Genomic DNA, 26,090 nt, shown 5'->3' on the forward strand with positions numbered 1-26,090 from the left:
CGCACCGACGGGACATCGTGAACCTCACCATCACCACCGTGGACAGCGCGGACGGACTCCGCCGCGACCACCAGCTGCGGCTGCCCGCCGACGCCACCGTCGGCGAGCTCGCCGCCGCCCTGGAGCACGAGGAGCAGCCGGCCGCCGGCCACGGACCGGAGTGGGCGGCCGCCGCCGCCCCCGCCGCCCGGCCCCTGTACGCCGGCGGCACCCGCCTCGACCCCGCCGCGCCGGTGGCCGGCACCGGGGTCCGGGAGGGCAGCCTGCTGGGACTGGGCGCCCCCGCCGGGACCGCCGACCTGGTGCGCCTGGCCGGCGACGACGAACTGGAACTGGCCGAGCTGCACGTCGTGTCCGGCCCCGGCGCCGGGCGGACCTGGCGGCTCGGTCCCGGCAGCCACGAGATCGGCTCCGACCCGCTCTGCGCGATCCGGCTCGACGCCGCGGCCGAGGGCGTCCCCGTCCGCGGCCTGTGGGTGACGGTCGCCGCGGACGGCACCGCCTCCTGGCACCGCACCGGGGAACTGCCCGGCGAGACGGTGCGGGCCCGGGTGGCCGCACCGCCGCCGGACGACGCGGTGACGGCGCTGCGCCGGATCCGCCCGCCGCGCGCGGCCACCGAGCGCACCGGCGCCCCCGGGCAGCCCGTGCCGTGGCCGGCCGGTGAGGACCTGACCGTCGGGGCGGTGCTGCTGCGCCTGAGCGGTCCCGTCGAGCCGGACGCCGCGGTGACGCCCTCCGCGGACGGCTACGGGATCGACTACAACCGCCCGCCGCGGATCGCCCCGCACCTGGACGCCGAGCGGGTCCGGCTGCCGTCGCCGCCGACGCCGCCGAACAAGCGCCCGTTCCCGGCCGTGATGATGCTGTCGCCGGTGATCCTCGGCTTCTTCATGATCAGCGTCTTCAAGTCGTACTACTACCTGGTCTTCATCATGCTCGGCCCGGCGATGCTGGTGACGAACTGGGTGACCGGCCGCCGCACCTCCCGCAAGGACTACGAGGAGGCGGAGCGGCAGTACTCCCGCCGCCGCGCCACGCTGGAGGAGGGCGTCCGGGAGGCCGTCGCCCGGGAGCGCCGGGTGCGCAACGTCACCGGCCCCGACCCGGCCGCGGTCGCCCTGATCGCCACCGGTCCCGGCGGCCGGCTGTGGGAGCGGCGCCGGCACGACCCGGACCACCTGGTGCTCCGGCTGGGCACCGCCGACCAGCCCTCGCTCCGTGAGCTGGAGGACCCCTCCCGCGACGAGAACCACCGCTCGATCCGCTGGAACATCCCGGACACGCCCATCGGCGTCGACATCCCCGCGCACGGCGTGGTCGGCCTCGCCGGCCCGGCGGCGGACGTGCAGCCGCTCGCCCGCTGGCTGGTGGTCCAGGCGGCCGTCCTGCACAGCCCGCGGGACCTGCGGATCGTCGTCCTCACCGAGCCCGAGCGGGCCGCCGACTGGGCCTGGGTGCGGTGGCTGGCGCACCTGCGGCCCGCGGCCACCGCGGGACCCGTGGTGCTGATCGGCAACGACCCGGAGTCCACCAACGCCCGTGTCGGCGAGCTGGTCTCGCAGATCCAGGCGCGCAAGCGGGCGGCCGGCACCGACCGCAACGCCGGACCCGGCGGCCCCGACGTGCTGGTGATCGCCGACGGCGCCCGGCGCCTGCGCGACGTGCCCGGCATGGTGCAGGTGCTCACCGAGGGCCCGGGCGTCCGCGTCTTCAGCGTCTGCCTGGACGACCAGGAGCGGCTGCTGCCCGAGGAGAGCACCGGCGTGGTGCTCGCCGCCGGCGGCCGCCTGACCGTCAAGCGGCCCGGCACCCCCGACGTCCCGTCGGTCCGCGCCGACCAGGTCGCGCCGCAGTGGTGCGAGCAACTGGCCCGCGCGCTGGCCCCGGTGCGCGACGTCAGCCCCGAGCACGACGCCGGGCTCCCCCAGCGGGTGGCGCTGCTGGACCTGCTGGACCAGGAGCCGCCGAACGCGGAAGCCCTCCTGGAGGGCTGGCGGAACCGGCCCGCGTCCACGTCCTTCGTGATCGGCACCGGCTTCGACGGGCCGCTCTCCCTGGACCTGGTGCAGGACGGCCCGCACGGACTGGTCGCCGGCACCACCGGCTCCGGCAAGTCCGAGCTGCTGCAGACCTTCGTCGCCTCGCTCGCCGCCGCCAACCGACCCGACGAGCTGACCTTCGTCCTGATCGACTACAAGGGCGGCAGCGCCTTCAAGGAGTGCGCGCAACTGCCGCACACCCTGGGCATGGTCACCGACCTCGACGCCCACCTGGTGGAGCGGGCCCTGGAGTCGCTCGGCGCCGAACTGCGCCGCCGCGAACACGTGCTCGCGGCCGCCGACGCCAAGGACCACCCCGAGTACCAGGCCAAGCGGGCCGCCGACCCGAGTCTGAAGCCGCTTCCCCGGCTGCTGCTGGTGATCGACGAGTTCGCGACCCTGGTCCGCGAGGTCCCCGACTTCGTCCCCGGTCTGATCAGCATCGCCCAGCGCGGCCGTTCGCTCGGCATCCACCTGATCCTGGCCACCCAGCGTCCGGCGGGTGTGGTGACCGGCGACATCCGGGCCAACACGAACCTGCGGATCGCGCTGCGGGTCACCGACCAGAACGAGAGCCAGGACATCATCGACACCCGGGACGCCGTCGACATCTCGTCGGCCACCCCGGGACGGGCCCTGATCCGCCGCGGTCCGAAGCAGTCCGAGCCGTTCCAGACCGCCTGGGTCGGCGCCGAACGCCCCCGTCCCAAGGAGGCGGGCGCGGTCGAGGACGAGGCCGGGAAGCGCAAGCCGGTCCGCGCCGCGGAGCTGTCCTGGGACGGACTGGGCCGGTCCGCCACGCTGCCCGCCGAGACGGTCACCGTCGCAGCCGGCGCCCCGCAGGCCCCGGCGCCGACCGACCTGCAGATGCTGGTCGCCGAGATCAGGGCCGCCGCGGACGGGCTGGAGGACTTCACGCCCGAGGCCAGCCCGTGGCTGCCGCCGCTCTCGGAGGAGATGCTGCTGGCGGACCTGGAGGCCATGGGCACCACCCGCGAGGGCCGGCTGCTCATCCCGTACGCGCTCGAGGACGTTCCGGCGCTGCAGCAGCGCCGGGTCGCCGTCGCCGACCTCGCCACGTTCGGCCACCTGTACGTCATCGGCTCCCCGCGCTCCGGCCGCACCCAGGTGCTGCGCACCCTGGCCGGTTCCGCGGCGCGCGCGGTGAGCAGCGCGGACGTGCACCTGTACGGCATCGACGCGGGCGGCGGCGGTCTCGCCGCCCTCAGCTCGCTCCCGCACTGCGGCGCCGTGGTCTCCCGGCACGACATGGAGCGCCTGGGCCGCCTGCTGCGCCGACTCAACCAGGAACTGACGAACCGTCAGGACTTGGCCCAGCAGCACAACGCGACCGGCATCGCCGAACTGCGCCGCCTGCTGCCGGAGTCCGAGCGCCCCGCCCACATCCTGCTGCTCATCGACGGCTGGGACTCCCTGTCGGCCATCCTGGACGACCACGACCACGGAGCCCTGGTCCAGGAGGTCGTCCGGCTGGTGCGCGAGGGCGCCGCGGCCGGCATCCACGTCGTCGCCAGCTCGGAACGCTCCCTGCTGGGCGGCCGGATGGCGGCGCACAACGACCACAAGCTGCTGCTGCGCCAGGGCGACCGCAGCGACTACCAGGCCGTCGGCCTGATGCCGGGCAAGATCCCCTCCAACATCCCGCCCGGCCGCGGCTGGCACGTCCTGACCGGCACCGAGACCCAGGTGGCGCTGCTCGCCCGGGGCGGCGGCACCGAGCAGGCCGAGGCGCTGCGCACCATCGGCGACGAAGCCCGCAAGCGGGACGCCCGCGTGCCGCAGGCGCGCCGGCCGTTCCAGATCGCCTCGCTGCCCCGCTCCGTGGAGTTCTCCGACACCTACGACAAGGTGCCCGCCGAGTTCCGGCGCCCGCTGTGGGGCCTGCTCGGCGTCGGCGGCGACGCGGGCGAGCCGGTCGGTGCCGACCTCGCCGGCTCCTCGTCGGTCTTCGGCGTGCTCGGGCCCGCCGGGTCCGGGCGCAGCAACACCCTCGCGTCACTGGCGGTGTCGCTGCTGGCCGGCGGCACTTCCCTGGTCGTCCTCACGCCCCGCGAGTCGCCGCTGCGCGCCCTCGCCCGGCACGGCACGGTCCGGGTGCTCACCGACGCCGACCCGTCGGCGGAGGACGTGCGGGCGGCGCTGGACGCGCTCCCCGGGCCGCGGGCGGTCGTGGTCGACGACGCCGACCTGCTGATGAACCCGGCCGCCGACAAGGTCCTCAAGGAGATCGCCCTCTCCGGCCGCGACCAGGGCCTCGGCCTGGTCTACGCCGCCTCGGCGGACGGTCTGCAGGGCGGCATGAGCGGCTGGACGGTCAGCGCCCGCCGGGCCCGCCGCGGCCTGCTGCTCGCCCCCAAGACGATGGCCGAGGGCGACCTGATCGGTGTGCGCCTGACCGGCAGCGTCGTCCGCGGGGTCACCCACCCCGGCCGCGGCTGGACCGCGGGTCCCGGCAGCACGGTGATGGCGGTCCAGGTGCCGCTGACCACGCTCCGGGCGGACTGAGAGCGCACGGCCCGCGCACCACGGCGGTACGACGAGGGGGCCGGACCGGAAGCACGCTTCCGGTCCGGCCCCCTCGTCGTGGCCCGAAGGTCAGTTGTTGCCCTGCAGGCTGCTGCTGATGCCCTGGTCGAACTGGATCGCGTTCTCCTTGATGCCCTTGAACATCTCGGAGAAGTCGTTGATGCCCTTCACCGCGGCGAGCAGGCTCGTGTCGAAGTTGTTGTAGGTGGTCCGGATGACCTCACTGGACTGCTGGAAGACCATGCCGTCGTCGACGAGCGCGTTGACCTGGTTGCGCAGGTTGCTCAGGGTGGGGAGCAGGTTCTCGTGCGCGTTGTGGAGGAGGTTGACGACCTCCTCGATCTTGGCGTAGTCGAGGTTGATGCCGTTGTAAGCCATGGTGTCCTGTCTTTCTGGGATCGAGTGGGGAACGCGGCAGGGGCTGCCGTCAGGCGATGCTCGGCCTGGAACCGCCGCCGCCACCGGTCGGGCGCGGGGGCGGTTGGTGACCGCCGCCACCGTCGCCGTCGTCCGGGTCGTTGCCGCCGACCTGGACCCAGTCCGGCTGATTGCCGTCGGCGCCCTTCGGGCCGCGGGTGTACTCGGTCTTGTCACCGTCGCTGTTGGTGACGACCATGCTGCCGCTGCCGTCCGTGTTGAGGTTGGTCTCCGAGTGGACGGTGGACCCGTCGGGGTACGAGGTGTCCGTCGTGTAACTACGACCGTCGTTGCTGTAGTTGGTGGTGGAGGTGTACGTCTTGCCGTCGTACGTGACGGTGGACACCTCCTTGACCACGTTGCCCTTGTCGTCCACCGTCAGCTGGGTGTGGACGCTGCCGCGCTCGGTCTCGATCGTCTGGTCCAGCGGGGGCTGGCCCGGGTCCGTGGCCGAGCAGAAGTCCGGCATCGAGCCGTCCGGTCCGGGCACGCACTGGTCCATGTGCTTCTGCTTGTAGTCCCACAGGTCTTTGTCGCGGTAGTAGTTCTGCAGGGCCAGGTTGCTGCCCGTGATGCCCATGCCCTGGGCCAGTTCCGAGTCGAAGGACAAGAACGCCTCGCCGACCGACCCGAAGGCGCTCGCCAGCTCCTTGATGCCCTTGTCGGCCCGGGTCATCGTCGAATGGGCGTTGTCGTAGAAGCTGCTCAGCGCCGAGGCCAGCCCGGCGTCGCCGAGCACCGCGGTGCCGTCGCCGTTGCCGAGCTGCGCGAACAGGCCGGTGTCGAAGAGCGGGCCGATGCCGCTCGCCAGGTTGTCCAGGTCGGTCTTGGCGTCGTTGAGGACGTCGTAGTCGATCTTGAGTTTGTCGGGCATGAGGGCCTCCCGGCTACCCCGTCGAGACTCCGGTCAGCAGGACCACGCACGGGTGGCCCCCGTGGTTCATCACCGGGCGCTTGTGTAACGCAGGTCACGTGAACCGCGCCCCGGGTTCGTGCGTGGTCGGGATGAGGGAGCGGTCCCTGCTCCGTCCCGTCGTCACCGGGAGGAAAACCCATGGCACGCCCGACCGACTGGGACGCGATCGGACTCTCCGGGGACCCCACTCCGGGTGACCCCGAGCAGATCAGGCAGCTGTCCACCGAGCTGAAGACCATGGGCGGCAACGCCCGGGAGATCAGCGCGGCCATCGACGCGGTGATGAACACCGCCGGGGACAGCATCTTCGTCGGCCAGGCCGCCGACGCCCTGCGCGGCAAGGTCGACGACCGGCTGCGCGGCCATATCGAGGACGTCGCCCAGTCCTTCGAGAAGGCCGCGGACGCGCTCACCACCTGGGCGGACAAGCTCGTCGAACTCCAGGGCAGGGCCGACGGCGCGCTGAACGCCGGCCGCGGGCTCTCCGCCGACGACCCGCAGCGCGAGACCTACGCCACCACCGCCAGGGGCGCGGGCACCGAGCACGGCGAGGCGGCCGGAACCGCCGCTTCCAGCATCAACGGCGTCGCCAACATCCAGCTCCCGATCTCCCAGTGCCAGGTGTTCTGGGAGGCCTTCCAGTGGCTGGCGATCATCCTGATCATCCCCGCGCTGATCTTCGGCGGCCCCATCGCGCTGCTCGCCCTGGGCGTCAACCTCACGCTCTTCATCAAGACCATCGTCGACTTCGCCAAGGGCGACGCCAACTTCCTCGACCTCTTCCTCGCCGGCCTCGGCATCATCGCCCCCACCACCAAGGCCCTGCCGATCTTCCAGATCATCAAGGCCGGCGGCACCGCCTTCGCCAAGGGGTTCAAGGCGATCGCGAGCACCGCCTTCCAGGCGCTGCGCAACCTGTTCACCAACGGCTTCCGGTTCACCACGATCATGCCGGGCCTGCGCGACTTCGTGCATCTGAGCACGACCTGGATCCGCGTCGGCGGTCTGTGGGTCATGCAGGGCATCCACAACCTGCCCGGCCTCGCCGGCATGGTCATCCAGCGCGGCGGCATCACCGTCGTGCAGGGCCTGCGCGGCATCCCCGGCGTGGTCCGCGGACTGCCGGAGATCATCAGCGGCGGCCTCGCCGCCGGCTGGAAGGGCCTCGGCCGCGGCCTGACCATCGGCTGGGAGGGACTGACCACCGGCGCCAAGGCCACCTACGACTTCGGCGTCCGCGAGCTCGGCGGCGGCAAGTGGCTGCGCCTGCTGCTCCCCGTGGACGCCGGCGAGATCGGCCAGTACGGCCTGGGCGGCGCCCTGCGCATCGGCTTCTTCGAGCGCGGTGTCATGGGCCAGCACATCTTCGGCGCGCCCCTCGCCGGGGCGGTCGGCCACGGCATCAGCGCGGTGCCGATCCCGCACGGCGGGCCGCACGGCCTGGACGCGCTCGTCGACATGCCGCGCGTCGAGCTGGGCAATGTCCGGCTCGGCGACTGGGCCGGCGCCAACGCCGGTATGCGGCCCTTCGACCTCAACCTCGGTCCCGTCGACCTCGCGTCCGCGCTGCGCACCCCCTCGCTGCACATGGGGAACGTCGGCGCCATCGGCGACCGGGCCGGACTCGGCTTCCACGCCTCCCGGCAGCTCGACGCCCTCGTCGACATCCCCAAGGCCCACCTGAACAACCTTCAGATGAACGGCTTCACCCCGTTCGGCGGCCGCACCGACGCCGGGCTGGGCGTCAGCGCCGCCTCCTCGGCCCCGAGCCTCCACTCCTCCGGTCTCTACCTGCCGGGATCCGCCGGGGCCCCCGCGGTGCAGGGTGTCAACCTCGCCACCGGCACCCCGGTCCCGGGCGCCGCGCACTCCGCGCTCACCGCCGTGCAGGCACCGCCCCCGGGCGCCGTGGGCCACCTCGACACCCTGCTGCCGGGCGCCGGCAGCGGCGCGCACGGCCACGGGAACATCCTGGTCGGCGGCGTGCAGACCCCACCGCCCGGCACCGCCGCCGCGGGCAACCTGCTCACCCCGGGCACCCCCGGCCCGGGCAACGGCGTCCTGCACTCCGCGGTGACCGGAGCCCAGGCGCCGCCGCCGGTCACCGCGGCCGGCCACGATCTCGCGGCCGGGGTGACCCCGGGCGGCGCGGCCGCGGGCGGCCACGTGCCGATCACCGGTATCGGGCAGGCGCACCACGGCGCCGACGGCACCGGCGCCTCCGCGTTCGACCTGCTCGCGGCGGGCGGCCGCAACGGCCCCCAGAGCCCCGTACCGGCCGGTTCCGGCGCCCAGTTCGGCGACCGTACCGCCAGCGCCCTGACGGCCAACCAGACCCGCCTCCACCTCGACGAACTCCTCCACTCCCCGGGCTCCCCCCGCAGCGGCGCCGTCCCCGACCGGCTCACCCCCGGCACGTCGGCCGCGAACGGTCCCACGCCCAGCCCGGTGCGTCCCGGCGGCGACACCCTCGCCCCGGTCGACGGCACCCGCGCCGCCGCCCTGGACCTCGTCGAGACCGGGCCGGGCGTGCGCCCCGCCGACACCCACGCCTTCGCCGGCGCCCCGGCCAAGAACGGCGACGCCGGCCACGCCTTCGCCGGTGCGCCCGCCCGTACCGGGGACCACCGCCCGGCGGTCCCCGCCACCGCCGACGACCTGGTAGCCACCCCGGTCCGCCCGGACACCGGCGGCCACGGCCCGCAGACCCCGCACACCGAGCCGCACTCCGCCGGCGCCCCCGGCGCCGGGACGGCCGTCCCGCACCACGGCCCGGACGTGTCGGACCTGCCGCACGTGTCGCCGAAGGGCAAGGGACGCGCCACGCCGGCCACGCCGCACGACCTCGACGCCACCCCGCCCGGCGGCGACTGGCGTGCCACGGGCGACGCGAGTGTCGCCCTCACCGACACCCGGCGCGCCTGGGACGACGCGCTGGACGACTTCGAGGACATCGAGCAGCGCCACCTGCAGGGCGTCGGCAGCTCCGGGCACGCCGACGGCTCCGCCCTCGCGCACGCCTGGGACCGGTTCGTCCGGGCCGACATGGACCAGGCCCTCGCCGAGCGGCAGTGGTCCGAGGCGACCGGCGGCTCCCCGCTCCCCGAGGTGCGCGAGGTCGAGGCCCGCTACGGCGTGCTGCCGGGCGGCTCGCCCGTCTCACGCTGGCTGCGGGGACTGCGCGGGCACCACGACGTGCCCGCCGGCCCTCCCGGCGTCGTCCAGTCGGTGACCCCCGTACCCCCAGCGAGCCATGTCGTCATCGACGGCACGAGGGCGGGCGAGGCCACCGGCCGCGACGTCCACGTGCTGATCCCCACCAGCCGCGACCTGACGGTGGCCCACTGGCTGCAGCACCCCGCCGACGCCCAACGCGCCTTCCAGGCCGACATGGACGCCCTGACCAAGGCGCGCGCCGCGGCCACCCACGACGAGCTGATCACGGCCCTGGACACGCGGATCGCCTCGCTCACCGACGACCTGGAGCTCTTCCGCGGCCTGGAGGGCCGACCGGTCTGGAACGACCTGCGGACCCCGCAGGTGGCCGCGCTCGTCATGGTGGAGCGGCGCGCCCTGCGGAGCCTGGAGATCGACCGTGCCGCACTGATCTCCAAGCTGCGCAGCGGCGACTGGGCGTGGGCCAAGCCGTACCTGGTGGGCGGCGGCATCGACGGGGTGATGGACTCCCTGGTCACCAAGGTCCTGCACCACCTGCGCAACGACATGACCCTGACGGTCAACGTCGACCTCGGCAAGGCGGTCAAGGGCACCGGCGGCTCCGTGCTGGACGCGATGGTGCGGGACAACACCGTGCTGGTGCGCAACGCCTGGGAGGCCACCCCGGACCACCTGCGCTACCTCTTCAAGAGCCGCGGCCCCGCCGAGGAGTCGTTGGGCTACGCCGGCACCGTCAAGCGCACCGGCGGCCCGGACCGGGCGGGGGTCTACCCCGGCCGTACGAACGACCCCGGGGAGCTCTTCGCCCCGACCGACCTCGACCGCTCGACCCTGCCGGGCTACGCGGCCCTGACCTCCTCCCACCGGCCGCAGGCGCTCCAGCAGTACGGCTCGGCCGTCTTCCACCTCAAGCCGCAGGTGATGGAGCGGGCCACCTTCACACCGACCGACAGCTTCGGCCGCGGCCCGCGCGGCGCGGAAGGCGTGACCGGCCTCGGCAACATGGCGCCGCTGCTCAACCACGGCCCCGACTCCCTGGTCCGGCTGGCGTTCGCCGAGGCGACCGACTTCGCCTTCGACGCGACCTACCGCGGCCTGCGGGACTCCGGCGACCTGCCGTCCCGGCTCCAGCAATACATCGAGGCGCAGATCCACGGCCGGATCACCTGGCAGGACCTGGACCGCGTCGTGCTCTTCCACGACGGCGCGGACGCGGCGAAGGCGGGTGAGGCCCTCACCCAGAAGACCGTCCTTGAGACGTTCGCCCGCGACAACAACTTCTCGTTCACCGTGGACACGGTGCCGGTCTTCCCCAAGCCGCGGCGCGGCGCGGCCCCGGCTCCCGCGGCCGGCGCGGGCGTCCACGAGAGCTTCGAGGACCTCCGCTTCACCGCGGGCCTGCTGGACCCGCACGGTGCCCCGCGGGCGGACCTGCTCGACGAGGCCGCGAAGGTCGCCGACACCCGGCCGACACCGCCGCCACCGGCACCCCGGCCGAAGCCCGCCCCCGCGCCGCCGGTGCCCGTGCGCGGTGAGTTGTCGCGGGAGACGGACCTGTTCCACACGGTGAACCTGGAGCTGAAGAAGCTCGGCCAGGGAGCGGTGTCGCGGGCGGAGTTCGACACGGCGTTCCACGCGGTGCAGGGCCGACTGGGGACGGTGGCGGACCGGCTGACGGTGCGGGCGCTGTCGCAGGATGTGACGGCGCAGCTGCTCGGGCACGAGTTCCCGCGGCTGCGGGGCGGGATGCACCCGACGACCGCGGGCGACGACCTGGCGACCGGCGGCCCGTCCGGCGCGCACCAGGCGCCCGCGCTGCCGGCGATCGACAACCGCTCGGTCGTCGGCATCCCCGGTCACGACGGGATCGTCGTCCGGGCCGAGCGCGGTACGCCCCCGGAGCTGGTGGGCAACGCCACCGTCGGCGGGCACCGCTTCGAGGTGGTGGACGTCCAGCGCGGCGGGGCCCAGTTCACCGTCCGTGAGCTGGACGCCGGCGGCTCGGCCGTCCACAGCTGGACGTACAAGCGGCTGGGTCCGCAGCTGCGTACGGCCGAGGAGTCGATGGCGTTCTCCGACGGCCACTTCGGCGGTTCCACCATCAAGATCACCGGCAACGCGGTGGGGGACGTGTCGGTCGGCGGTTCGGCGTGGCCGGCGAAGCTGGTCGGCGACGGCGAGATCCATGTGGCGTCGCCCGCGGGCAACCAGGTCTACGACCGCGCCACCGGCACGCTGATCAGGACCGAGACGTCCGGCCGGCCGCCGGTGAGCCCGCCCGCGGACCTGCACCTGCCGCCGGCCGAGGCGGACAGCTGGAAGGCCGCCACCGACCTGGCCCGTACACACCTGGGCAGGGCGACCGAGGACAACAGCCTCAAGCTGTTCATGCAGGGCGTCATCGGTGGTGCCTTCACCTCGAAGAAGGGCTACGGCGGATTCGTCAACCCCAGCGCGCTGACGGCGGACGCGGGCCTGGTCGGCAAGGTCGAGGAGTTCAACAAGGTCACCCGCGATCTGCTGCACCAGGGCGCCAATGAACCGATGACGGTGTGGCGCGGTGTGGCGATGGACCCGCACTCGGCGCGGGCCGACGTCTTCATCGAGCGGCTCCCGGCGTCGACGTCCAACAACCGCGCGTTCCAGGCGGAGTGGGCGAAGAACGGTGTCAACAGCAACCGTGTGGTCTTCGAGATCGAGGTTCCCGCGAACCACGGCAAGCTGGCGATGGCGTACCCGCCGGGCTACGAGAAGACCATCGACGACGCCATCGCGCTGAGCGACCAGTCGGAGGTGACGCTCTCCCCGACCAGGCTGGTGCGCACCGGCGAACCCCGGGTCGAGCCGGACGGCATCACCGTCATTCCGGTACGCGCGGAGCAGATCCCGAACGCCGAGCTTCCCGCGCTGATCCGCGCGGAGTGGGAGGGCCTGCCGTCGGGCACGGCCTTCGACGACTTCGGCCGGGCCTTCGAACAGGGCGCGGTGCGGCAGTGGGAGGGGCTGGGCGACGCGGTCGTCCGCACGGAGGCCACCGACACGGTCAAGACGTTCGTGGTCAGCCGCCCCGGTCTCGCCGACGAGCTCACCGTGTCCGTCACCCACCACCCGGAGCGCAACGCCGTCGAGGTGTCGATCACCGGTGGCGACCGCACGTTCACCAAGGAGTGGAGCGGCACGGGCTTCAGCAGCCTCGCCGCCGATCTGCGCGGCACCGTCCTCCACAACAACGAGCTGTTCAACCCGCTGCCCACCCCGTCGTCCTGGCAGCAGGCGCACACCGCGACCGCGGTCCGCACCGAGCTGTCGCGGGAGACGGACCTGTTCCACACGGTGAACCTGGAGCTGAAGAAGCTCGGTCAGGGAGCGGTGTCGCGGGCGGAGTTCCAGACGGCGTTCCACGCGGTGCAGGACCAGCTGGGCACGGTGGCGGACCGGCTGACGGTGCGGGTGCTGTCGCAGGATGTGACGGCGCAGCTGCTCGGGCACCCGTTCCCGCGGGTGCGGGGCGCCGCGCGCCCGACGACCGTCGGTGACGATCTGGCCGCGGGCGGTCCCTCGGGCTCGCACCAGCCGGCGCCACTGCCTCCGGTCGACAACCGTTCGGTCGTGGGTGTTCCGGGGCAGGACGGGTTCGTCGTGCGTGCCGAGCGCGGCAAGACTCCGGAGCTGCTGGGGAACCCTGTGGCGGGCGGGCACCGCTTCGATGTGGTCCAGGAGGGCCCCCAGTTCACCGTGCGTGAGCTGGACGGCGGCGGGACGGTCGTCCACAGCTGGACGTACAAGCGGCTGGGGCCGAATCTGCGCACCGCACAGGAGACGATGTCGTTCTCCGACGGCCACTTCGCGGGCGCCGAGATCAAGATCACCGGCAACGCGGTGGCGGACATGTCGGTCGGCGGTTCGGCGTGGTCGGCGAAGCTGGTGGGCGACGGCGAGATCCATGTGGCGTCGCCCGCGGGCAACCAGGTCTACGACCGCGCCACGGGCACGCTGATCAGGACCGAGACGTCCGGGCGGCCGCCGGTGGCGGTGCCCGGGAGCGTGTCGCCGGGTGAGGCCGGGAACTGGACTGCCGCCGCGGACCTGGCGCGTGCGCATCTGGGCAGGGCCGCAGTGGACAACGACCTGAAGTTGTTCATGCAGAACGTGATCGGTGGTGCCTTCACGTCGAAGAAGGGTTACGGGGGTTATCTCAACGCCGGTGTTCTGGAGGCGAATCCGGGCCTGATCGGCAAGGTCGAGGAGTTCAACCGGGTCACCAAGGGCCTGCTGCACGAGGGTGCGAACGAGCCGATGACGGTGTGGCGCGGTGTGGCGATGGACCCGCACGCCGCGCAGGCCGATGTCTTCATCGAGCGGCTCCCGGCGTCGACGTCCAACAACCGCGGCTTCCAGGCGGAGTGGGCGAAGAACGGCGTCAACAGCAACCGTGTCGTCTTCGAGATCGAAGTGCCCGCGAACCACGGCAAGCTGGCGATGGATTACCCGCCGGGTTATGAGAGGGCGTCCGACGACGTCGCGGTCGCGCTGAGCGACCAGTCGGAGGTGACGTTGTCGCCGACGCGGCTGGTGCGGACCGGCGAACCCCGCGTCGAGCCGGACGGCATCACCGTCATTCCGGTGCGTGCGGAGCAGATCCCGAACGCCGAGCTTCCCGCGCTGCTCCGCGAGGAGTGGCAGGGCCTGCCGTCGGGGACGGCCTTCGAGGACTTCGGCCGCGCTTTCGAGCAGGGCGCGGTGCGGCGCTGGGAGGGCCTGGGCGACGCGATCGTCCGGACCGAGGGCATCAACCCGGACGTCGTGAAGTTCGTGGTGAGCCGGCCCGGCTACCCGGACGAGCTGACCGTGACCGTCACCCACCATGCGGAGCGCAACGCGGTCGAGGTGTCGATCACCGGCGGTGAGCGGGCTTTCACGAAGGAGTGGAGCGGCACCGGTTTCAGCAACCTCGCCGCCGACCTGCGCGGCACCGTGCTGCACAACAACGATCTGTTCAACCCGCTGCCCACGCCCGCGTCCTGGAGGGAGGCTCCGACCGCGGTCCGCACCGAGCTGTCGCGGGAGACGGACCTGTTCCACACGGTGAACCTGCAGCTGCAGAAGCGCGGCGAGGCAATGGTGACGCGGGCGGAATTCCAGCAGGCCTACCACGTGGTGCAGGACCGGCTGGGCACCCTCGAAGGCCGGCTGACCGTGCGGGCGCTGTCGGAGGACGTGACCGCGCAACTGCTCGGCCACGAGTTCCCGCGGCTGCGCGGCGGCGTGCACCCGACGACGAGCGCGGGCGACGACCTGGCGACAGCGGGGCCCTCGGGTTCAGGCTCCCACCAGCCGCCGGCGGCAGCGCCCACGGCGCACACGCCGGTCGACCTCACGCCGCTGAACAACGCCCTGGAAGGCCACGCCGGTGCGGCGAGCAAGCTGCGCCAGGTCGAGAACGACCTTGCGCAGCTGTCGGACAACTCCCCCAAGCTGTCCGATGCCCAGGCCAAGGTGGACGACGCCCTCCTGAACGAGCAGAAGGCCACGGCGGTGCTCGACGGCGCTGTGGACGACCTCATCAGCTCCCGGAGCCTCACCCAGGTCGAGCTGAACAGCCTGGTCGACCGGCTCGCCGGTTCGAGCTACGTGGACCAGGCCGTACGGCTCCGCGCGCACGGCGACGACCTGGACGTCTTCGCCCGTACGCCGGAAGGCGCCGGACGTCCCGACCAGGGAGTGTGGACCGGGCCGGAGATCAGGACGCAGGCCGGCGACGTGCGGGTGCGGGTCGCGGACCTCGAGAACGCGCTGCTGCCCGGTTCCCCGGCGAGCCGCGCGGAGATCCAGGGCCTCGTCGACGAGCTCAAGGGCTCGGCCGGGCGGCTGGGCGTGATGACGGACGGATTCATCAAGGACGCCGCCCGTCTCGGTGGCGCGTACGCGCTGCGAGCCCAGAACAAGGCGCTCGTCGTCGCCGTGAACCACTACGTGAAGCTCGTCGACGACGCCCTCACCGCGGCCCGGCCGGGCGAGGCGGTGCACCTTTCCGAGCCGTTCCTCGTCGGCAAGGCGGCCCGCGGCCTGTCGGGCGGGGCTGTCGACGTCGCCCGCAGGTACCGGGTGTGGGGCGCGTACAAGGACGTACCGACGGGCAAGCAGTGGACGAAGGTCCTTCCCGACGCCGAAGGGAACTGGGCCCAGGCGATCGGCGACTTCCCCGACAACCTGACGCCCACGCAGAAGGGGGAGTTCGTCAAGAACCTCTCCGGCCGGAACATCCAGGTGCTGAGGGAGGAGTTCGACACCCTGCTCGGCAAGCTGGATGCCGGTGACGCCCAGGCCTTGCGCGATCTCCGCGCCCGGGTGGAGAACCTCCCGCACCACATCAAGCACGCGACACCGGCCTACCACACCATGGCCAACAGCGGATTCATGATGTCGCAGGGCGAACTGGAGCGCCGCGGACTGAAGTTCCTCGCGTCCGGCAAGAGCTCGGTGAAGAACACGTCCAACCTGGGCAACGACGACTTCGTGTTCTTCCGGATGGAGTCCGGCAAGGCCCCGATGCAGACCCGGTACGGGCCCACCACCATGATCTTCGACGCCAAGGTGCTGGAGGAGAGGGGCGGCTGGGTCTCCCTGCACGACCAGCTCAACCCCCTGGACCGTCCGACCATGCGGAACCTGGAATTCGAGGGGAAGAACGTCCGCGCGGCCGAGTTCGACGAGGGCTTCACGGGAACGGGCGAGCGGGCCCGGTGGACCTACACGTACCCGGACAGGTCCACCCGCACGGTCTCCTTCGAGCAGGAGGTCTTCCACGGCGCGGAGGTGCGGGAAGGGCTCGCCCTGTCGGTGGTGCGCGAAGTGCAGTCCATCGGGGGCGACTTCAAGGCCCATGCGCTCCGCGTCATGGACAACCCGGACGAACTGGGCAAGGTCGTCTCCGACCTGTTCCGCCCGGAGGCGAAGTTCGGCGGCAACCTCCCCTTCACGCCCCTGGGGTCCGAGGTCTCCGGACGCTGGGCGGGCCTCGTGGACGTCCACAACCCGGCGGGCGACGGACGGTACCTGCCCGACGGCACCGTCGACCCGATCGCCCGGGCCGCGGGCAAGCAGCACGACGAGGCGCTCGACAAGGTCCGCCAGGCCGACAACGGCATCGCGAGCGGGCACACCAACTCCGTCAGGTTCAACCTGCGCAAGGCGGAGCTGCACGCCCAGCAGTCGGTCGACCTGACCGACCAGTTCCGCAGGACCGCCACCGGCGACCGCCTGGAGATGGCCGAGAAGCTGTTCGCCGAGCGCACCAAGCTGCTGGACGACATCAAGGCCCGGCTGGCGCCCGCGGCGCAGGCCGCGCCCCCCGCACAGCCTCCGGTCGCGGCCCTCGGCACCGCCGGTGCGCAGCCGCCGGCCGCCGCCGTCGCGAGCGTGGAGGATCTGCTGCGGCGTCCGGCGCCCTGGGTGGAGGGCGCGCTGAAGGGCGCCGGGGTGGCGAAGGCCAACGGCCACATGGTGTCGGTGGCCAAGGTGCTGGCCCACTCCGACGGGTTCCGGCCGCTGCTGAACTCCAAGGTCGACCTGGAGACCAAGGCGGCGTTCGGGCTCAGCAAGAACCAGTTCTCCAAGGCCTTCTCGGCCTTGAAGGACGCCGGGCTCGTCAGGGGCGCGGACGACGGGCTCCATCTGACGGACAAGGGCCGCGAACTGCTGCTGCCCCCGGGCACGGCGACCGACGCCCACCCGTCGGCACCCACGCCTCCCGCCGTCGCCCACGACGCGACCACGACCCCTCCCCCCGCCGGTACCCACGGCGGCGGCGCCGACCCCTGGACCCACGACTCCCGTGCCCTGGACGATCTGCTCGGCGGCCAGGGGCAGCCGGCGCGGCAGCACTACGCGGACCTCACCTCGGCCCGCACCGACCTCGGCAAGGCCGAGGACCACCTCCGCGGTGGCGAGGCGGGCACGTCGCAGCACGTCAGCGTGGTCGATCAGCACCACCAGGGCGAGGTGCTGGCGGCGCGGGGCCGCGAGGCGGACGCGTTCCACCAGTTGCAGGACGCGGGTGTCGACCCGCTCGCCGTCGACGGGCGGATGCACGAGATCAACGAGCGGGCCGCCGTCGAGCGCGGCGCGATCAACGCGGGCAGCGGCGGCACCGTCCCGCGGGAGCACGTGCCGGTGTCCACGGACGAGACGCCCTTGTTCAACAGTGCGGTCAGCGGGGAGAACGGTCTGCTGATCCAGCGGAGCGTCTGGGAGAACGGCGACCGGACCCACCAGGTGCTGGGGAACGACCTCGCGGCGCACCCCGACTACACGGTCACCGTGCGCCGGGACGGCGGTTTCGACGTCCGCCACGCGCCCAGCGACACGATCGCCACGTACAACGACAACGGCCTGCGGATCGCCCACGACCTCCCGCTGCTGGACTCCACCTGGAACGCGACCGGTTCGCGCCTGCACGTCGAACTGGACGGGCGCGGGCACGCCACGGACGCCACGGTCACCGGCCCTGGCGGGCAGGCGCACCGCGTGGAGCTGTTCCGCGGCGACGTCGTGCGCGTCACGGACGAGTTCGGCTCGGCGGCCCGCTACACGATCGACGGCCGCCCGTGGAACGTGCTCGACCGGCTCGACGGCACCTTGTCGCAGCACGGCAAGGCCGTCGAGGAGCTGCAGGGCGTCGAGCAGCAGCTGGCCCAGAAGACGGAGACGGCCGCGAAGGACGGCAAGGCCGTCACGGGCACCGACGCGCTGCAGGGGAAGATCAACGACGTCCGCGGCAAGGAGACGCTGGCGCGGCAGGCGGTGACCGACGCCGTGCAGGACCTGATGGACGCGCGCTACCTGTCCCAGGACGAGGTGAACCACCTGGTCGAGCGGTTCGCCGGCCTCGGGGACGTCGAGCACGCCGAGATGCTGCAGGCCCACGCCCGGCGGCTCGACGAGCTCTCGCGCGACGCGACCGCGGAGGAGCCCGCGGGCCTCTGGCAGCGGATCTGGACCGGGCAGGAGATCGCGGACCAGTCCGCCCTCGTCGAGAACCGCGCCGTCCGGCTGCACGAGGCCCTGAACGGGACCGGTCCCCGGCCGACCCCCGACCAGTTGCGCGGCATGGCCGGTGAGCTGCGGCAGGCCGCGGACGACCTGGACACCGGGCTGCGGGGCTTCGTGAGGGACGCCGCCGGCTCCGGCGGTGTCTACGGGCTGCGCAACGCGCACACGCCGTGGGCGGCCGTCGGCCGGCACTACGCCAAGCTCGTCGACGAGGCCGTCGACGCCGCGGGACCGGGGGCGCCGGGTTCGCACGTGCTGGTACGGGATCCCGCGCACCCCGACCGCGCGTTCGATCCCCGGGCGGCGGTGGACCGGACCCGTTCGCTGACGGACCTGGTCCGGCGGTACCGGACCGACCAGGCCTTCAAGGCGGTGCCGGCCGGCACCCAGTGGAAGGCCGTCTTCCCGGGCGACCAGGGGCAGTGGTCCTCGGTGTTCGCGGACTTCGAAAGGCTCACACCCGCCGAGCAGACGAGCTTCGTCCGCACGCTCTCCGAGACGAACGTCCACAACCTGCGCACCGAGGTCGACACCCTCCTGGCCGGGATGCCGGATCCGGTCCGGGCGCAGTTCCTCGAACTGCGCAAGCAGCTCGACGCGGTCCCGTACCACGTCAAGCACGCCACCCCCGCGTACCGCGCCATCGAGAACAGCGGGCAGATGGCGTCACAGGGCGAACTGGGCCGCCGTGGCCAGAAGTTCTACGCCTCCGGCAAGAGCTCGGCCAACAACACCTCCAACCTGGGCAACGACGACTTCGTCTTCTTCCGGATGGAAGCGGGCGACGCGCCGATGCAGACCCGGTACGGGCCCACCACGCTGGTCTTCGACGCCAAGGTGCTGGAGGAGAGGGGCGGCTGGGTCTCCCTCCACGACCAGCTCAACCCGCTGGACCGGCCGGCCATGCAGAGCCTGGAGCACGGCGGGCAGCAGGTCCGCACCGCGGCGTTCGAACCGGGAGCCACCGGCACCGGGGCACGTACCCGGTGGACGTACACCTATCCGGACAAGAGCACGCGCCAGGTCTCCTTCGAGCAGGAGGTCTTCCACGGCGAGCACGTGCGCGAGGGCATCACGCTGTCCGTGATGCGCGAAGTGGCCTCCATCGGGGGCGACTTCCAAAAGCACGTCCTCGGCCTCCTGGGTACGCCCGACGAACTGGGCCGGATCGTCACCAGGATGTTCCGCCCCGAGGCCAAGTTCGGCGGCAGCCTGCCCATCACCGCCGAGGGCGTCGTGGCACACGGCGACTGGCCCAGCCCGGTGAAGGTCTGGAACGCGGACGGCGACGGCCGCTACTTCCCCGACGGCACCGTCGACCCGGTCGCCCGCGCCTCCGGCAAGCAGTTCGACCTGGCCTCCGACCGGCTGCGCCAGGCGCTGAGCGGCATGGACAGCATCGAGGCGACCGGGAAGCGCACCGACCTCACCGAAACCGGGCGTGCCGAGCGCATCACGGGTATCCATCGCAATGTGCGCTGGAACCTGAGGAAGGCGCACCAGCACGTCACGACGTCGCTCGAACTCACGCAGCGCTTCCACGCGTCCGCGGAGGGGGCGCGCAAGGAGCTGGCGCAGCGCCTGCTCGACGAGCGCAACGGGCTGCTGCGGACGATCGAGGAGAAACTGGCTCCGCGGAAGCCGGCGGTCCAGCAGCCGCCCGTGCGTGATCTGGCCGGTGAGATCGCCAGGGCGATGCCGGCTGCGGACAAGGATCTGCGCCAGGTGATCCAGAAGCTGGTCGAGAGCGACGGCAGCATCGAGATCCCGAAGTCCGGCGGCCCGAGCTACCAGGACGCCTTCGGCGTGGGCCGCAACCGGGTCGACAGGATGACGAAGGAATCGTCGACCTATGTGTACGCGTACCAGCGGACCGCGGAGAACGGGTCCCCGATCCGCGTGATCGCCCTGAGCGACACGGCTCGCGAGCTGTTCCTGTCCGGCCGGACCGCGCCGGAGGTCCCGGTGCCGTCCACGTCGCTCGGCGGGGTCACCCACGAGGTGCCCGCCCCCGCCCCCGCGAGCGGTTCGGGCCTGTCGCACACCCCGGCGCCGGCCGCCGTGCTGCACGAGGCCCCGGCCCCCAAGCCGGTGGACGACGCTCTCGCCGGTGGCCCGGCGGCGCGTGTGCTCACGCCGCCGAAGGCGGTGGACGGCGTCCTGTCGCGGCCCAGCGTGCTGGACGACCTCCTGGCCGGCCGGCGGGACGGCGGTCCCGTCCGGCACATCGAGGAGACCCGTCCGCTCGGCAGTGGCAGTGGACGCGGCACGGACGCGGTTCCGCCGGCGCCGCCGGCCGAACTCCCGTCCCGCCCGGCGCTGGTCGACGACCTCGTCGTCCGCCCGGCGGGCAACCCCGGCCGCCCCGCCGCGCCGGACCTCACCGTGCACGCCGGGGGCGGAGCCGGGACCGCGCGGCCCGCGCACACCGATCTGCTGGACCCGGACGTCTTCCGGAACCGGACCGCGACCAGGACGGGTATCCGCAGCCAGTCTCAGATCCACGCCGTGGACCAGGCCCTGAACGACCTGCGGGGCGTCCCCGAGACCGACTTCGCCCGGCGGGCCGACGCCCTGGACCGGGTGGTCACGGCGGCCGACGGGTTCCTGCGCGTCCGGCCCGGCTCGGAGCGCGCTCCCGGCGTCCGGGACCTGCGGACCCAGGCCCGGGACGAGGCGGCCGTCTACCGCGCGCTGGACGACGTCCAGCAGGGCGGAAGGGGCGACCTGGCGCGCGGCGCCCGACCGCTGCTGTCGGGGGACACCCTGCGCGCGAGCACCCGCGGCCGCCTCGACGGAGCCCTGACCTGGCTCGCCCGGGCCGACGAGACGGACCAGCCCGCGTCCTGGTCCCAGTACCGTGCCGTCGAGGACCTGCTCGGCGGGGAGGGGCGGCCGTTCCGGCAGCGCTACTCCGACCTCACCTCCGCCAGGACGGACCTCGGCAAGGCGGAGGACCACCTGCGCGGCGGCGGGGCGAGCACGTCCCAGGGCGTGAGCGCGGTCGACGCGCACACCCGGGGCGAGGTGCTGGCGGCGCGGGAGCGCATGCAGTCCGCGTACCACAACCTGCGGGACACCGGCCTGGATCCGCACATCGCGGACCAGCGGATGCACGCGGTCAACGAGCAGGCCGCCAGGCGCGGCGCGGTCAACGCGGGCGGCGGCGGGAGCGGTTCGTCGACGGCCGCGCCGGCGGCGACGGTCACGACCGCGCTGTCCGACCCCGGCCCGGCCGGGACCCAGGGGCTCAGGATCGAGCGGAACACCTGGGCGGACGGCAGCGTCACCCACCGGGTGGTGGACCAGAGTTCTGTCCCCGACCCGGACCGCACGGTCACCGTCCGGGGGGACGGCGGCTTCGACGTCCGCCACACGCCCACCGACACGGTCGTCAGGTACGACCAGGGCGGCGTGCGGATCGGCGAGGACGTCCCGATGCGCGACGCCGGCCACCAGCCGACCGGAATGCGCCTCCAGCTGCGCATCGACGCCGACGGGCGCCCGGCGGACCCCCGGGTCGTCACCACCGGGGGGCAGCCGCCGCACGCGGTCCTCCTGGGCGACGGTCATGTGCGCGTCACCGACACGGGCACCGGCGTCACCACGCGCTTCACCGCGCAGGGCCACCACGTCGACCAGGGCATCCGGTTGAGCGGCGGCGACGGCGCTCCGGCGGACGCGGACCGGGTCCTGATGACCGAGGGCGCGGCCCACCACGTCACCGACCTGAACGGCGCCCGCCGTTCGGGAACCGTCACCGATCTCGGCCACGGCAACGGCTTCCGGGTGACGGACGACGCCACCGGCGGCTTCGTGGTCCACGGCGCCGACGGCCGTCTGCGGGACACGGGTGTGGCGCTCGCCGACGCGGACGGTGTGCGGGGTGGGTTGTTCGTGGTCGGTCGCGGTGCGGCCGGGCATGTGCTGACGGACGCGGCGGGTACGGTGCGCGGCGAGCGGTTGACGGTGCTGCCGGAGAACGCGGGCTTCCGGGTGACGGACGACGCCACCGGCGGCTTCGTGGTCCACGGCGCCGACGGCCGTCTGCGGGACACGGGTGTGGCGCTCGCCGACGCGCACGGTGTGCGGGGTGGGTTGTTCGTGGTCGATCGCGGTGCGGCCGGGCATGTGCTGACGGACGCGGCGGGTACGGTGCGCGGCGAGCGGTTGACGGTGCTGCCGGAGAACGCGGGTTTCCGGGTGACGGACGACGCGACGGGCGCGACGACGCGCTACGGCGCCGACGGCCGCCCGGTGGAGACCGGCGTGGTCCTCGCCGACCCGGTGACGGGAGCGCGGGGCGACCGGATCGCGGTGCCGGACGGACAGGGGGGCCACCGGCTCACCGACACCGCCGGGAGCGCGCTGGACGACGAGGTCACGACCCTCCCCGACAACCAGGGCCTGCGGATCGCGAACCGCACGGGATACGACACCTTCGGGCCCGACGGCGCCGTCACCGGCGACGGCCTGCGGCTCGCCGGACGTGACGGCCGACCTGCCGGCCACGTCGACCGCCCGGCGGGCGGCGCGGCCCGGTGGCTGGACGACGCGTTCGCTGCCGACGCCGGCCGCGTGCTCACGCAGCGCCCGAACGGCGACTTCGAGATCGTGCTGCCCGGCGGCGGCCACGAGGTCTTCGACGGGGCGACCGGGCGGTTCCTGGGGGACAGGACCCCGCTGCCCGGTGGCGGCCACCAGGTCACCGGGATCGACGGCACGTTCAGCCGCTACGACCGTGCCGGTGTCCGCACCGCCGACGGCGCGCCGCTGCCGAACGAGCCCGGTGGCCGCGTCCTCGTCACCGAGCAGCCCACCGCGGCCGCCCCGCAGGGCGCCCGGTGGCTGGAGGACGGCGCGGGCACGCGCCTCGCGCACTGGGACGTCACCCTGCGGCAGAACAATGCCGTGCGCGCCGAGTTCAACCTGCCCGGCACGCCCCGGCACGGGGAGTTCGTCGAGATCGCCGGGGACGGCACTCTGGCCCGGCAGTCCTTCAACGTCCTGGACAACGGCCGGGCGACCGGCTTCCGGTACGAGGTCGACCACGCGGCCCGCACCTGGCGGCGCACCGACGCCGTCGGCGACCCCGTCGGCACCGGCTCCTTCCACCGCGGCGGCGTCGACCACGCCGGGGAGGCGAACGGCCGGGTGCGCCTGCTCGGCTCGACCAAGGCGTCGGTCGCGGTCTTCGAGCGGCGGCTGCTGCCCGGCGGCGACGTGCTCGACGCGTTCCGCCGTACCGATACCATCCAGTTCGGCCGCACCAACGCCCGTACCACGTGGGCACGGTGGGACCGGGACGGCGGCGCGCCGCTCGGTTCCGGCACCCGGCACTACGACACCGCGGGCACCGGCTGGCGGGACAAGGAGGGCCTGCAGACCGTGCGCGAGTACCGCGACGGCCTGCAGAAGTACGACGGCCTGGCAGGCCACACCCTGGCGGAACACAACGCCGACGGCACCTGGACCTGGCACCGCTACGACGGCGCCGCCCGGGAGCTGGACCAGGGTCCGCGCACCCGGGACCTCCATGACGCCGGCTGGACCGACCGCACCGCGGGCGGCGCGATCGTCCAGCGGCAGTGGGGCATGGGCCGGACGCCCGACTACGCCGGGCAGTACCAGGAGTGGACGCTCACCCGTGACCGCACGCTGCCCGGTACCTGGGAGCGCCAGTCGCCGCACGGCAAGGAGAGCGGCAAGCGCGAGGTGTTCGGCGACGGCCACCTCACCACCGAGCGCTGGCGCGAGCAGCGCCCGCCGGCCTTCGTCCGCAACCACTGGATGCCGGATGCCGGGCGCGCGGAGGGGATGTACGCGCACGTCCTCCGCGACAGCACCTACCAGATGTTCACCTGGGTCAAGGAGTCCCCGACCGCGGCCGGGTCGGGCGTGCGGTACGTCGGCCTGGACGGCGGCATCGTCGACCTCGCGGCCGACGGCTCGTTCGCCCGGTCGGTCACCAAGCTGCACGACGGCACGACCCTCAAGGTCGGCGACAACGTCGCGCGGCCGCAGCCCGATCCCGGTCACGGGCACCAGCCGTGGACCGACGGCACCCGCAGCGGCTACCGCGTCCCGGTGCAGGGCTCGCCCGACGGCATCGTCTGGCGGGACGAGTTCCGCGACGCGCAAGGCGGGGTACGGATCGCCCGCGAAGGCCTGCCCGACGGCGTCGTGCGCGAGTACGCCGACCCGCGGACCCCCGCCGACCGCGTGGGCCGCGGCACCTGGGTCACCCGCGACGCGCACGGCAACCTGACCGGACAGCAGCACCCGGACCCGAGCGGCGCGCAGAACAGCTTCGTCCGGGGCAGCGGGCGGATCGACTCGTCCCGCTGGACCTGGCGGCGGATGGACGGCCAGGACAACGAACTCGCCCATGGCCGACGGGAGTTCCTCCGAGGCTCGAACGACGCCCGGCTGCCCTGGGACGACTCCTACCGGGACTTCGACGCGCAGGGCAACCTGGTCCGCGAGCGCCGCATGCTCGACTCCGGCCGCTATGTGGACGCCTGGCTCGACCCCGACCCCGCGCACGCCGGCGACTGGCTCACCGCCAAGTTCGAGCGCAACGGCACGCGGGTCGACCCCGGAGCCGGACGCGAGGTCCGCACCTGGTGGAACGGGCACGCCTGGCAGAACCAGTGGCGGCCCGGATTCCGCCACTTCCGCGACGAACTCGTCCCGCCGGCCGGCCAGGGCGGCGTCCAGCCCGCCCCCGTCAGGCTCCGCGAGACCCCGGTGCACTCCGGCGGTCCGCTGCGGGTGCGCGAGTTCGACACGGGCGCGGCCACCGCGCACTCGGTGTGGAAGGAGTTCGACCACGGCGCGGTCGTCCGGCAGCGCGCGGTCGAGGGCCAGGGCTACCTGGAGACCGACGCCTGGCGCGGCCAGTGGAACCGCTACGACGCCCGGGGCCGGCTCGTCGCCCAGCGCACCGACAACGGACTGGTCTTCGAGACCGACACCCTCGGCCGGATGCGCCTGGTCGGCAACGAGTACGACTTCCGCGGCCCGCTGACCGAGATCCGCGGCTGGGGCCGCCGGGTCCGCGAGGCCCAGCGCATGCCGTGGTCCGGCACCGCCCTGCCCGAGGGGCCCGGCGCGGGTGCGGCGGCGCTGCGCGAGGCCCGCTACCAGCCGTACTGGCAGACCGTGGCGTACAAGGCGGCCCTGGAGTTCGGCCAGGAGTTCATCCTGGAGTTCGGCGCCAACCTGGCGGTGAACGGCATCGTCGCCGCCGCCCAGGACAAGCCGTTCACCGGCAAGGACGCGCTGAAGGCGTTCGCGAACGCCGCGGTCGGCGCGACGGTCAAGACCGGCCTGAGCACCGCGGTCCACGAGAACCGGGGCGCGATCTTCCGCGACCTCGGCGACTTCAAGGCAGGCTGGGCCAACATCGACAGCGGCAAGCACTGGAACCGCCGCCCCGGCAACCACGACAAGAACTGGGCCAACGAGTGGGGCGGCAACGAGACGCCGACCCGCTGGCGCGGAGGCATGTACGACTTCTCCTTCAGTGCCGGCAGCAGCGTGATCTCCGGCTGGATCAACGGCAGCATGAACGCCGCGGTGTGGGGCGTGACCAACGCCGACGGCCAGACGGTCAAGCTGCACGGCGCCGACGCCTTCCTCGACGGCGGCATCAACGCCCTGGCCTCGCTCACCACGGCCGCCTCCACCGCGCTGGTGAAGAACGTCTTCGTGATGGGCGGCGGCAGCCGGTTCTTCCACCGGCAGGGCTTCGCGGACTTCTGGATCCAGCTGCCGTTCAAGATCTTCGAGAAGACCATCCAGTCGATGTACCTGACCAGTGCCTACCGTGCGAGCATCAATCCGTCCTGGTTCCAGGTCCCGCCGCCGCCCCCGCAGCCGGCCGCGGGCGGGAACCAGTAGCAGGGACCGTGGGAACAGCAGCAGAGCCAGTGAAG

At 73.2% G+C, this 26,090-nt stretch carries 4 protein-coding genes; 2 read left to right on the top strand and 2 right to left on the bottom strand.

Going from position 1 to position 26,090, the window contains the following annotated elements:
- Nucleotides 1-17 precede the first annotated feature (17 nt).
- On the top strand, nucleotides 18-4,568 hold the full coding sequence (locus ACIP98_RS16640; protein ID WP_401976475.1) for an FtsK/SpoIIIE domain-containing protein: 4,551 nt from the start codon (nucleotides 18-20) through the stop codon (nucleotides 4,566-4,568).
- Nucleotides 4,569-4,658: 90 nt separating this feature from the next.
- On the opposite strand, the gene ACIP98_RS16645 is transcribed toward ACIP98_RS16640, so the two are convergent.
- Both ACIP98_RS16645 and ACIP98_RS16650 read right to left on the bottom strand, forming a co-directional pair.
- Entirely contained in the window at nucleotides 4,659-4,967 is a 309-nt protein-coding gene (locus tag ACIP98_RS16645; protein WP_319663852.1) for a hypothetical protein, read from the bottom strand.
- 49 nt (nucleotides 4,968-5,016) lie between these two features.
- Nucleotides 5,017-5,880, bottom strand: coding sequence for a hypothetical protein (locus tag ACIP98_RS16650; RefSeq protein ID WP_401976478.1), 864 nt, complete (start codon nucleotides 5,878-5,880; stop codon nucleotides 5,017-5,019).
- Nucleotides 5,881-6,060: 180 nt separating this feature from the next.
- Here ACIP98_RS16650 and ACIP98_RS16655 point away from each other — a divergent pair, with 180 nt between their 5' ends.
- Nucleotides 6,061-26,055: a hypothetical protein gene (locus tag ACIP98_RS16655; RefSeq protein WP_401976481.1), complete on the top strand. Its 19,995-nt coding sequence runs from the start codon at nucleotides 6,061-6,063 to the stop codon at nucleotides 26,053-26,055.
- The last annotated feature ends 35 nt before the right edge of the window (nucleotides 26,056-26,090 follow it).

The organism is Streptomyces sp. NPDC088354, from assembly GCF_044753585.1.
Lineage (GTDB): Bacteria > Actinomycetota > Actinomycetes > Streptomycetales > Streptomycetaceae > Actinacidiphila.

Excerpts from the sequence above, each read along its gene's own strand:
- ACIP98_RS16645 (WP_319663852.1), bottom strand. The coding sequence starts at position 4,967 with ATGGCTTACAACGGCATCAACCTCGACTACGCCAAGATCGAGGAGGTC.
- ACIP98_RS16650 (WP_401976478.1), bottom strand. The coding sequence starts at position 5,880 with ATGCCCGACAAACTCAAGATCGACTACGACGTCCTCAACGACGCCAAG.
- ACIP98_RS16655 (WP_401976481.1), top strand. The coding sequence starts at position 6,061 with ATGGCACGCCCGACCGACTGGGACGCGATCGGACTCTCCGGGGACCCC.